This is a genomic window from Leeuwenhoekiella obamensis (assembly GCF_055391795.1).
Genome location: NZ_AP029251.1, coordinates 2,957,737 through 2,970,123, shown reverse-complemented (window position 1 = coordinate 2,970,123; position 12,387 = coordinate 2,957,737). Strand labels below are relative to the sequence as shown.

At 39.2% G+C, this 12,387-nt stretch carries 9 protein-coding genes; 2 read left to right on the top strand and 7 right to left on the bottom strand.

The window, feature by feature from the left end:
• Nucleotides 1-19: 19 nt before the first annotated feature.
• From ACZ5L8_RS13175 to ACZ5L8_RS13165, 3 genes are all read right to left on the bottom strand, one after another.
• Nucleotides 20-1,399 (bottom strand): OmpA family protein, encoded by a 1,380-nt coding sequence (locus ACZ5L8_RS13175; protein WP_464438141.1) that lies wholly within the window; start codon nucleotides 1,397-1,399, stop codon nucleotides 20-22.
• A gap of 123 nt (nucleotides 1,400-1,522) precedes the next feature.
• Entirely contained in the window at nucleotides 1,523-2,719 is a 1,197-nt protein-coding gene (kbl, locus tag ACZ5L8_RS13170) for a glycine C-acetyltransferase (RefSeq protein WP_464438139.1), read from the bottom strand.
• 32 nt (nucleotides 2,720-2,751) lie between these two features.
• Nucleotides 2,752-5,913, bottom strand: a complete 3,162-nt coding sequence (locus tag ACZ5L8_RS13165; RefSeq protein WP_464438138.1) for a UvrD-helicase domain-containing protein — start codon at nucleotides 5,911-5,913, stop codon at nucleotides 2,752-2,754.
• Between the two features lie 158 nt (nucleotides 5,914-6,071).
• On the opposite strand from ACZ5L8_RS13165, the gene ACZ5L8_RS13160 reads away from it, so the two are divergent.
• The gene (locus ACZ5L8_RS13160) at nucleotides 6,072-6,680 is read left to right on the top strand and encodes a superoxide dismutase (protein WP_464438136.1); all 609 of its coding nucleotides are present in this window, start codon (nucleotides 6,072-6,074) and stop codon (nucleotides 6,678-6,680) included.
• A gap of 1,060 nt (nucleotides 6,681-7,740) precedes the next feature.
• Here the strand turns inward: ACZ5L8_RS13160 and ACZ5L8_RS13155 are convergent.
• From ACZ5L8_RS13155 to purN, 4 genes are all read right to left on the bottom strand, one after another.
• A complete protein-coding gene (locus ACZ5L8_RS13155; RefSeq protein WP_464438135.1) occupies nucleotides 7,741-9,642 on the bottom strand; it encodes an amidophosphoribosyltransferase in 1,902 nt (633 codons plus the stop codon).
• A 45-nt stretch (nucleotides 9,643-9,687) separates the two neighbouring features.
• Nucleotides 9,688-10,614 (bottom strand): PfkB family carbohydrate kinase, encoded by a 927-nt coding sequence (locus ACZ5L8_RS13150; protein ID WP_464438133.1) that lies wholly within the window; start codon nucleotides 10,612-10,614, stop codon nucleotides 9,688-9,690.
• A gap of 70 nt (nucleotides 10,615-10,684) precedes the next feature.
• Complete coding sequence (locus ACZ5L8_RS13145; protein ID WP_464438131.1) at nucleotides 10,685-11,320, bottom strand: ribonuclease H1 domain-containing protein; 636 nt, start codon at nucleotides 11,318-11,320, stop codon at nucleotides 10,685-10,687.
• Nucleotides 11,321-11,393: 73 nt separating this feature from the next.
• Nucleotides 11,394-11,960, bottom strand: coding sequence for a phosphoribosylglycinamide formyltransferase (gene purN / locus ACZ5L8_RS13140; RefSeq protein ID WP_464438129.1), 567 nt, complete (start codon nucleotides 11,958-11,960; stop codon nucleotides 11,394-11,396).
• Between the two features lie 179 nt (nucleotides 11,961-12,139).
• Here purN and ACZ5L8_RS13135 point away from each other — a divergent pair, with 179 nt between their 5' ends.
• The gene (locus tag ACZ5L8_RS13135; RefSeq protein ID WP_416445926.1) at nucleotides 12,140-12,373 is read left to right on the top strand and encodes an acyl carrier protein; all 234 of its coding nucleotides are present in this window, start codon (nucleotides 12,140-12,142) and stop codon (nucleotides 12,371-12,373) included.
• Nucleotides 12,374-12,387: the final 14 nt, after the last annotated feature.

The following is a 12,387-nucleotide window of genomic DNA, read 5'->3' as shown; positions in this document are numbered from 1 at the left end:
AAGCTTATTTTAAGAAGGCTTATTCCTCAATGATAGAGATTTCAACTCTTCTGTTTTTCTGTCTTCCAGCAGCAGAACCGTTAGAAGCTACAGGCTTAGTTTCACCAAATCCTTTAGACTCGATACGAGCAGATGGGATACCTTGGCTAGTTAAGTACTCACGTACAGAAGCTGCACGTTTTTCTGATAGCTCCATGTTGTAAGAGTTACTACCCTTGCTATCTGTGTGACCTTCTACTAAGAAACGAGTGTTAGAGTACTCTTTCATAATAGTTGCTACGTTATCAAGAGTCTCGTTAGAATCTTGACGGATAGTTGCTTTGTTGTAGTCAAATAATACTGAACGAACTTGTACGTTGATCTCTTCAAGAACCTCAGTAGATACTTCAGGACAACCGTTGTTTGCAGCAGTACCAACTACGTCTGGACACTCATCATCTTTATCTGGTACACCGTCACCGTCAGTATCAGGCCAAGGGCAACCGTTGTTCTCAGCAGGACCAGCTACGTCTGGACACTCATCTTCGTTGTCATATACACCGTCACCATCACGATCAGGACATCCGTTGTATTCAGCAGGACCAGCAAGATCTGGACAAGCATCATCTTTATCAGCTACACCATCACCATCGCGGTCTGGGCATCCGTTAGTTTCAGCAGGACCAGCTTCAGTTGGGCACTCATCTTCAGAATCTTTGATTCCATCACCATCAGTATCAGGACATCCGTTGAATTCTTTAAGACCTGGAGTTTCAGGACACTCATCGTCTTTGTCAAATATTCCGTCACCATCAGTATCAGTTCCGCCAAATACGAAACCTATACCAGCTGTGTGTTGAAAAGTCTTAACATAACGATCTTCGAACACGTGCTTGTAAGTAGAGCTTAAGTTAAGGTTGATGTTTTCACCTAACCAAATTTTAAGACCTACAGTACCGTTTGCAGTACCAAAGCTAGGACGGTCACCAATAAAAGTGTAACCACCACCAACTCCTAAATAAGGATCAAACCAACCGCCTTCTCCAAAAAGAGCATCACGGAAGCTGTAAGAGAACATACCGTCCATTGCGTAGTAAGCCTCATCATCTACTGGAGTATCACCAATAGTTTCGATCTTGTTGATAGATCCACGTACACCAAGTGCAAAACCAGCACCGATGTAACGACCGATGTAAAGAGTACTTACAGATGGAAGAATATTCCAGTGGTCTTCTACGTTGTAAAATTCATTTGGGAAGCTCTCACCTCCGTAACCAACTTGGTCATAAACGTCTGGAAATGCATCTACAGCATTGATACCTACGCTTAGCCCCCAAGGATTGTTTTTATCCTGCGCATTTGCAGTTAAACCGATTAAGGCTACAACCGCTACGAGGAATAATCTGCTAAGATTTTTCATATTCAAATCGTAATTTTAAGTGTTAATTGGAGCAAAAGTAAGTTGTTAAAATTTATGAACAAAGCTTAAAGTAATAAAATTTTATTAAATAAATCTCAACGCAAACCCGCTTAAACCCCCTTATTATTCAATGATTTTCAAAGATTTACCCACTTTCTTGAAAGCAGCTAAAGCTTTGTTAAGATGTTCTCTATCATGAGCGGCAGAAAGTTGAACTCTAATCCTTGCTTTGTCTTTTGGTACTACTGGATAGAAAAAGCCTATGACATAAATTCCCTCTTTAAGTAGCTCATTAGCCATGTTTTGAGATAATTTTGCATCATAAAGCATAACAGGCACAATCGCAGAATCTCCATCTACAATATCAAAACCTGCTTTCTTCATTTCTTGCTTAAAGTATATCGCATTTTCTTCAAGCTTGTCTCTCAACTCAGTACTTTGAGAAAGCAAATCAAATACCTTAATAGATGCTCCTACAATTGAAGGTGCTAAAGAGTTACTAAAAAGATAAGGACGTGATCTTTGTCTTAATAGTTCAATGATCTCTTTTTTACCAGTTGTATAACCTCCCATAGCTCCACCTAGAGCTTTACCTAGAGTACCAGTAATAATATCTATTCTTCCTAGTACACCTTTTTCTTCAAGAGTACCGATACCTGTTTCGCCTATAAAACCAGTAGCGTGACATTCGTCTATCATTACCATTGCATCATACTTGTCTGCAAGGTCACAGATTTCGTCAAGCGGAGCGACAAGACCGTCCATTGAGAAAACGCCATCAGTTACGATGATCTTAAAACGAGCACCATCTTCGTTTGCTTGTTTCAACTGTTTTTCAAGATCTGCCATGTCACCATTCGCATATCTATATCTTCCAGCTTTACAAAGGCGCACTCCATCAATGATCGAAGCGTGATTTAAACTATCTGAAATAATAGCATCATCCTTTGTAAGTAAAGGTTCAAAAACCCCACCGTTTGCGTCAAATGCAGCAGCATATAAGATCGTATCTTCTGTACCGTAGAAATCAGCGATTTTCGCTTCAAGCTCTTTATGAATATCTTGAGTACCACAAATAAAACGCACAGAACTCATACCATAACCATGAGTGTCAAGAGCATCTTTTGCAGCTTGAATTACTTCGGGATGAGATGAAAGTCCTAGGTAGTTATTTGCGCAAAAATTGATTACTTCTTTACCATCATCCAGTTTAATGACAGCGCCTTGCGGCGAAGTAATTATGCGCTCAGTTTTGTAGAGTCCGGCTTCCTTAATTTCGTCAAGCTCGGCCTGTAAATGTTCTTTAATTTTTCCGTACATGATTGGTTTTTTGCAAAGGTAAGTTTTAGTCCTTATATCTTATGCAGCATTTGCTCTTCATTAAGATATGCTATGACTTTCGTCAAAACACTATACCCCATTTCTTCTAGCGCTTTTGCATAGTGCGTTATTTGCGCTTTGTGCGTTTCCATGGGTTTTCCTGTTTTGTAATCTAATAAGAGTGCCTCATTATTTTTTGTGATCTCCACGCGGTCTGGTCTTATGATCTCTCCTTTGTAAATTAAGTCGCGCTCTAAGAAATGCTTGTTGTCTTTGTTGAAAAACCCTTGGATCTCTAGCTTTTCAATTAAAACTAGCAAGGATTCTTGTAGTTCGTCATGATCTTGTTCTTGCAAGAATCCTTGTTGAACGGCTCTGTGAAGAACTTTAGACAGATCATTTTTTGTTTCGATTTGGGATAAAAGTTCGTGTGCGAGATTACCGCTTTTTACAGCTTCGTCATATCCATTTTCCCAGTACTCTGTAGATCGTGTGACGATATGTAAATTGTGTTTTTCTTTTGCGTTAGAAATAAGCGAAATATTCTCTGGCTGCGTTTTTTGCTGCTCTTTTTTTGAAACTCTACTTTCTTTCCCAAATTCATATGCTGATTTTTCCGGATCCCATAGATTTTGATCTTCTAAATACTTCTGAAAAAGCTGAGCATACGTTGTGGGTTCGCCCACAGGTTTAGAAGGATCTTTTATGCTTGTGATCACATACAAGCGCTCTACTGCTCTAGTTAAAGCAACATAAAGCGTATTCATACTATCTAACTGTTGCTGATTATTGATCTCGTTAAACAGCGCAGCTGTATCTTCTGTGTATTCTAGCAGACTTTTGTTTTGCGAAATAAGCAACGCCTCAAAACCTTCGTGCTCTTCAGGATCTAATTGTAACCAATTTAGATCTCTACTTTTTGTAATCTCAGTATCTGCAAAAGGATAGATCACCACAGGAAATTCAAGGCCTTTTGATTTATGAACTGTTAGTATTCTAATGGCTTCTGTAGTTTCGGGTGTGCTGATGCTTAGTTTAGACTCGTTGCGCAACCACCACTCGTAAAATCCATAAACACCGTTTTGATTTTTTTCCGCGTAAGCGAAAACATAGTCTAAGAAAAACTGCAAATGTGCGTTAGATTGATCATCTAGATCAAAGGTTCTAATGATATATTCTACGCTCTCATAAAGCGGCAACTGACTGAAAACTGAGAGCTCAAAATCAAAACCGGCTGTTTTGATCTCCTCATACAGATCTGCCGGAGTTTTATGAATATTGTTGTAAATAAACGCGTGTGGATCGTGAAGTTTTAGCTTGTTTTGCGCGACAAATTCTAAGATAGATAGGGCGGCTTCTTTGTCTTGTGATTGTAAAATATACCGCAACATGGCGATGATAAATTGCACCTCGGGAGCTTGATTGATCAGCAAACTCTCGTTAGAAACTACGGCAAAACCATTTTCTTGCAAATGTTGCGCGATCTTCACACCCTCACTGTTTTTACGCACAAGGATGCTTATTTCGCCCAGCTCAAAATCTTGCTGCGCACGCTGCACCATCTCGATCGTTTTCTCGAGATAAAGCGGCTCAGTTTCTTCCTTTTTTTGTCCTTGTACAAACGAAATATTCACATAACCACCTTCTTTGTGATTGGTTTCTTGCTTGCTGGTGAGTTCGTAGATCGCTTTGTATTCTTTGGCGTTTAATGTTTTCGCTAGATGCGAAAAGAACGCATTGTTGAAATTGATTACTTCCTCATGACTACGCCAGTTTTTTTCAAGAGGAACCAGCTCTTTTTCCTTATTCATAAAAGGATTTGCGTGGTCGCCATACAGATTGATAAACTGTTCTGGCATTCCGCCGCGCCATCTGTAGATAGACTGTTTTGGATCGCCCACGATCATCAAGCTATTTTTAGGCTTAGCGTGTTCTTTTGAGATCAGCGCGTTATCGATCAACGGAATTAAATTTTGCCATTGCAAAACAGAAGTATCCTGAAATTCGTCAATAAAATAATGTGCATACCGCTCGCCTAAACGCTCATAAATAAAAGGCGTGGGCTGATCTTTAATTTCTTTATGAATGATATCATTAAACTCAGAAATAAGCACAAGATTCTTATCTTTCTTAATGCTATCGATCTCTTTTTTAATCGCCTGTAAAACTGAAAGTGGCGTTACCTTTTTTAGTAATTCTTGCTTTAATTTAAGCGCCGGGATTTCTCTTTTAATGATTACAAAACCCGCAACGAGATCAGCTGCGATCTCATCAATTGTGTCTTTTATGTTTTGCTTCTGGGTTTTAGTATAAAGACTTGTTGGGTCATTTTCTAGCTTCTGTGCCCAAGATGAATTAAAATCTATCCCGTAATTATCATCCAGAAGTTTAGCGATATTGTTAGGAAACGAACCTCTATAAAAATCTTTACTAGTAAGACCTTTTTCAGCAATGAGATCCATTATCTTTTTTGCTTCTTGCTTAATTGCAGCTTTAGAACGCTCAATGTTTTTTGTCAGGCCGGTTTTCAATTTCCCGAAATCTTCCAAAGATTTATGCTTAAGTAGATCAAGATAATTGCGGTGATTTTCATTGAGTAGCATTTTGCCTATTTCTATGAAATCACGAGAAATGTCCCAACTTTTATCTTCGTTGGTCTTTTCGAGCGCATAATCTATAAGAACCGGAGTGAGGGTTTTGTCTTGGCCAGCTTTGTCTAGCAAATTCGCAACAGCTTGTTCTAGTATTTCTTCGGTTTTTAACTCTACTTCAAAACTTTGCGATATTCTAAGGTCATGCGCAAAAGTTCTAATAATGCGGTGTGTGAAATTATCTATGGTAACCACATCAAAGGAAGCATAATCCTGAATGATGTTTTTAAGAATGCGTCGTGATTTTTCCTGCGTTTCTTCCGCTGTAAGTCCGGTTTCTTCAACAAGATTGAGAAACATAGGTGATGGATTTGCTAAAATGCCTTCAGCCGAAAATTCTTGTAGACTTTTTACGATACGTGATTTCATTTCGGCGACAGCCTTATTAGTAAAAGTGATCGCAAGAATGTGTCTAAAGGCAAACTCATTTTTAGAACTGAGCAGGATGTAGAGATAATTGCTTACCAGCGAAAAAGTTTTACCCGCGCCGGCAGAGGCATTATAGATAGAAAAGGCTGGTTTTTCCTGAGTTTGTTGCATCATAAAAAAGACTGTATGCTGTCAAATTAATAAAAATTAGGACTATGTGCCTGCATGTCTCAAAACTTAAGACATTTATAACATCAAAGGTACGTGCCTTGCGATTGTTATTCGTAACTTTGATAGACATTTAAATATTAACAGATAAAATCTATAGCAAAATGGCTTTTGAACTTCCAGAATTACCATATTCTAAAGATGCTCTTGAGCCTCATATTGACGAGGCAACAATGACGGTGCACCATGATAAGCACCACGCAGGGTATACAAATAAACTTAATGCAGCTATTGAAGGTACAGACCTTGATGGCAAAACAATAGAAAATATTCTCATCAACCTAGATATGTCTAACGGCGCTGTAAGAAACAACGGCGGTGGATATTATAACCACGACTTGTTCTGGAAGGTGATGTCTCCTAATGGAGGTGGAGAACCTACTGGCGAACTTGCTGAGGCAATTAATAGCGCTTTTGGTTCTTTTGAGGATTTTAAAGAAAAATTCATCGCTGCGGCTGGAGCACAGTTTGGATCAGGATGGGCATGGCTTTGCGCTCACGAGGGTGGCAAAGTAGAGATTTGCGCAACTCCTAATCAAGACAACCCGTTAATGCCAGGTGTAGGATGCGGCGGAACTCCGATACTAGGAGTTGACGTTTGGGAACATGCTTACTACTTAAAGTATCAAAACCTACGTCCAGATTACCTTAAAGCGTTCTTTAATGTGATCAACTGGGAAGCAGTTTCTAGCAACTACGCTAAAGCGAAATAAGAATTCGCACTAATAAATTGTAAGAACCCATCGCACAAGCGGTGGGTTTTTTTGTTTTGGCTTGCGCCAAAAGGTTTTATGTTTCTTCATTCTGTAATAGATCTGTGATCTTTTTGCGTAAGCGGAATGAGAGGTGTGAAGAAGATTTCTAAAAGTGGCGGGCGATCTCTGTCGAAACTCTTAACAGGTTAGACAGAAAAAGGGTATAGATTTTTAACAACGCTAACGTCCTCACTACTGTTTTTAGTTTAGGTAGGAATGTATAAAAGCGAGCTGTAAAGGTGATAGCTAAAAGATAAAACTATCTTGTTACTCACTAAAGATAATATGAAAAAGGATGGTAATTTTAAAATGTCAGTCGTCTCCATACTCTCCTTGAATTACATAGAATTAATAAATGCGAGCTGTGAGTAAGATTTTAAAAAGAACAAGCTGTCTCTTTACTCACCAAATATTAAATGATATAGAAAATTATTGAGATTGGTGGAGAAGATTCTTAAAAATGGCAGATGATTTCTGTTGTGACTCTTAACTGGTTAGATAGAAAAAAGAAGGGTAATTTTAAAATATCAACGGTTTCGACGCTTCCCTTGAAATATATAGGAATGATAAATGCGAGCTGTGAAGAAGAATTATAAAGAACTAAACTAATTCGTTACTCACTAGAAATTAAATTAAAAAAGGGGCGAAAATTTTTAAAATGCTAACGTCCTTGTTGATGCATTTAGGTTAGATAAGATTATTAAATGCTAGCTGTAAAGAAGCTTTTAAAAAAGATCTAACTAACTCGTTACTCACCAAATATTAGATGGTTAGGAAAATCATAAAGATTGGTGTAGAAGATTCTTAAAAGTGGCAGGCGGCTCGTAAACTCGCCACCCCGTTTTAGATTTGGGCCAAATAAAAAAGGTGGAGAAGATTCCACCTTTTTTGCCCCAAATCTACCATGAACTTAACCTACTTATGCTATGGCAGATCCAAATATATGTTTATGCTGATCTGAAAAACAAAGTTTTTAGATTAACTGCATTTTAATTAGTTAAACTACACAAAGCATAAATTAATACGCTCTAGAAGCATTACCTTCTACATAGTTTATAAAGGCTCTGTTCACTACACGGTTTCCGCCGGGAGTTGGGTAATCTCCTGTAAAATACCAGTCGCCCAAATTCTTTGGACAAGCTTTGTGTAGATCTGCAACCTTTTGATAAATAATACTTACTTCTGGTGCAGTTGTTTCGTCTTTAAGAAGTTCTGCGATCTTTATTGAGATCTCTTCATCTGTAAATGGCTCGTAAATTTCTTTTACGTAGTTCTTCACATCTTTGTCTTCAAAGTCAACTTGAGTAAGACACTTCTCATAAACTTCTTGTACAAGAGACTCTTTATCGTGGTCTTTAAGCAAATCTATCGCTGCTCTAAACGCTACAAAATCCTGAAGTTTTGCCATGTCAATACCATAACAATCAGGGTAACGTATTTGCGGCGCCGATGAAACGATCACAATTTTCTTTGGCTTAAGCCTACTCATCATTTTTATGATACTCTTCTTAAGCGTCGTACCACGCACGATACTATCATCAATGATCACAAGATTGTCAGACTCCTTAACCACGCCATACGTCACATCATATACGTGGGCTACAAGATCATCGCGGCTGCTATCTTCGGTAATAAACGTGCGGAGTTTTACATCCTTTATGGCGATCTTTTCTGTTCTTAGCTTACGCGAAAGGATCTCATCTAAGCTCTTTTCGTCCAGTTCGTCCTTGCGTCTTAAGATCTCGTCCATCTTTTGAACGTCAAGTTCGTGCTGAGCCGCTTCAACCATTCCGTAGAATGAAGTTTCTGCCGTATTAGGAATATAACTGAAAACGGTGTTCTGCGTGTCGTGATCAATTTCTTTAAGCACAGCCGGCATCAATAATCTACCCAGCTCTTTACGCTCTTGATAGATCTCTGCGTCGCTTCCGCGCGAAAAGTAAATACGTTCGAAAGAACATGCTTTTCTTGGTAGTGGCTCATGAATCTCTTCAATAGCTACACTACCGTTTTTCTTAATTATCATAGCGTGACCTGGATCTAGTTCTTCAACTTGATCAAAAGGCGCGTTAAATACCGTCTGTATCACCGGACGCTCACTTGCAACAACTACAACCTCGTCATCTTTATAATAATATGCGGGTCTAATACCAGCAGGATCTCTTAATACAAAAGCATCACCGTGACCTAGAAGTCCAGCCATTGCATAACCGCCATCCCAATCTCTTGCTGCTTTGCGCAAGATCTTATCAACTTTAAGTCTTTCGGCGATAAGCGGTGAAGCATCATGTTTTGAGTAGCCTTCTTTTTTAAGTTTTTTATACTGTTTCGCAACAGCGTCATCTAAGAAGTGGCCTATTTTTTCCATCACAGTGATGGTGTCTGCGCGCTCCTTAGGGTGTTGACCTAGTTCTACAAGCTTGTTGAAAAGCTTAAAAACATTAGTCATATTAAAGTTACCAGCAACGATAAGATTACGGTGCATCCAGTTGTTTTGACGCAAAAATGGATGAACGCTCTCAACGCTGTTTTTTCCAAAAGTTCCATAACGCACATGGCCTAAAAGCAATTCGCCCACATAAGGCACATGGCGTTTTTGCCATGCCACATCTTGAGCCTCTTCTGGAGTTGCGGTAGCAAGTGTGTCGTTTATACGAGAATTGATTTGCGCAAAAATATCTTGTATGGGTTGCTGCGCCACACTACGCTGGCGACTTATGTACCTTTCGCCAGGTTGCATGTCTAATTTAATACTGGCAAAACCAGCGCCATCTTGACCGCGGTTGTGCTGTTTTTCCATCATGAGGTACATCTTGTTTACCCCATAAAAGGCAGTGCCATACTTTTCTTTATAATACTCAAGGGGCTTAAGCAATCGTATTACCGAAATCCCACATTCATGTTTAATGGCGTCGCTCATAGCATGTTAAATGAAGGCGCCCTCCAGACAGGAGGGCGCGTAATTTTAGTTTAATTCTATTTCAAATTGCGTTAGCTTCTTAAACCGCTGCAATCTGCTGTTTATTTCTTTTTCTGTAAGATTCTGCATTCTCTCTGTGCCAAACTTCTCTACACAAAACGAAGCAAGATTTGATCCATGTATGATCGCTCGTTTCATATTCTCAAAAGAAGTGTCGCCTGTGCTTGCAAGATAGCCTGTAAATCCACCAGCAAAAGTGTCTCCTGCTCCTGTGGGGTCAAAAACTTCTTCAAGCGGTAATGCAGGCGCAAAGAAAATCTCTTCGCCTTGAAAAAGTAGAGCGCCGTGCTCACCTTTTTTGATCACAACAAACGTAGGTCCCATCTCGTGGATCTTCTTAGCAGCAACAACTAGAGAATATTCGCCAGTAAGTTGTCTTGCTTCTTCGTCATTAATAGTAATAACGTCTACGCGGGCGATGATGTCTTTAAGTTCATCTAGCGCGCTATCCATCCAGAAGTTCATAGTGTCTAGCACTACAAGCTTAGGTTTTGTTGTCATTTGATCCAGAACGCTGCTTTGTACAAGCGGGTGTAAATTACCCAGCATCACGATCTCTGCATCTTTATATGCCTCTGGCACAACTGGGCTAAAATCTGCCAGTGTGTTTAATTCTGTGATTAAAGTATCTCTTGTGTTAAGGTCGTTGTGATAGCGGCCTTTCCAGAAGAAGGTTTTACCGCCTTCTACGATCTCTACACCGTCTATGTTTATACCTTTATTAGTAAGCAAGTCTAGATATTCTTGCGGAAAATCCTCGCCCACAGTAGAAACAACGGCAGGATCTACATCAAACTGAGACGCAGCAAGGCCTATAAAAGTACCAGCTCCACCCAGTATCTTGCCCGTCTTGCCAAATGGCGATTCAATTTCGTCAAATGCACAAGTACCGACAATCAATAATTTACCCATCAAAAAAATTTTTGCAAATATACATATTTGAGCGGCCAATCATAAATAGCATGACCGCTTTGGCAATATTTTATTTTCTACCAAAATCTGCAGGGATTTCCCCCCAGACCTTTGTTTCCCATTTTGCGATGGGTGTATTAAAGTCATTTTCTTGAAGCCATTTTTCTGCACGTTGCACCAGTTCAAAAACATCTTTGTTCTTAGCGTTTTGCGTCAATTTTGTGCCGCATTTCTTTTTGCGCACCCAGCCTATCGCAATACGAGAATCAGAATAAATGATGCGATCACTGTTGTTTTTCTTTAAAAAAGCCAAGCCGTGCACAAGTGCAAGAAACTCTCCCACGTTGTTTGTTCCTTGTTTAAATGGACCTTGATGAAAAAGCTGTTTTTTACTCTTAGTGTCTACGCCGCGATACTCCATAATGCCAGGATTTCCGCTTGAAGCTGCATCTACCGCAATACTATTATAATTAGGTTGACCTATTTTTTCTAGCAAGGCTTTGTCAACCACTTTTGGCGCGTTTTTAGAAGATTTAAAGTCGGCATAATTACCGTTGTATGCTTTTTTTGCTTCCGCAAAAGTGGGAAAGCTTTTGTACTGCGCTCCTTTAAAACCAGCAGTTGCCGCCTTGCAATCATCCCAAGAATTATAAATCCCGGGGCGTTTACCCTTCCACACTACATAAAATTTTTCCTTCTTTGCCATCTTCCATTTTTATTTCCGCGTAAGCGCAAATCTTACTTTAATATATACATTTCCTTTTCGCTTAAAGCGAAAACTACTCTGCCGTCAATAATTTTTCTAACACCTGCGGAAAGTGCTCATGTTCTAAAGCGTGAATTTTTGTTGCAAGATCATCTGGCGTGTCTTCTTTGTCGATCTGCGTCGTCGCCTGAAATATTATTGCGCCTTTATCATACTCTGATGTTACGTAATGAATGGTGATGCCAGACTCCTTTTCGCCTTGAGCGATAACAGCATTGTGCACATTCATACCATACATGCCTTTGCCGCCATATTTAGGTAAAAGTGCTGGGTGAATGTTGATCACTTTATTTTTATAGGCGTTTAAAATATCATCTGGAAAAAGCCATAAATAGCCCGCAAGTACGATGAGGTCTGGCTTTATGTCGTCTATAATAGTCTTGATGTAGCCGTTGTTGATGGCTTGTTTGTTAAAAGAAAGTGCAGGAATTTCTAATGAATTTGCTCTATTTAAAACATGTGCCTTAGCTTTGTTAGACAGGACGAGTTTAACGCGTGCAATTTTTTTAGAATGAAAATATTCTATTATTCGTTGTGCGTTAGAGCCGCTTCCTGAGGCAAAAATTACAATAGACTTCATGTATATATGGGGTTTGTAAGAGACGCAAAGCAATGCATTTTAAAGTATTTTTTAAAAGAAATTGCGGCAAATCTTAACATGAAAAACCTTAAATTACATAACTTTTGGATTCCTTACACGGTCATAAGGTAAAGTTTGCTATTTTTGCCACCTAATTTAAAATTTAAAATTCGAAGATTATGTCAGACATTGCATCAAGAGTAAAGGCCATCATCGTAGATAAGCTAGGCGTTGATGAGAATGAAGTTGTTGCTGAAGCAAGCTTCACGAACGACTTGGGAGCAGATTCACTAGACACAGTAGAACTTATCATGGAATTTGAGAAGGAGTTTGATATCCAGATCCCAGATGATCAAGCAGAAAACATCGCTACTGTAGGACAGGCAATTTCTTATATAGAAAACGCAAAGTAAGCAAAACAAGCAAA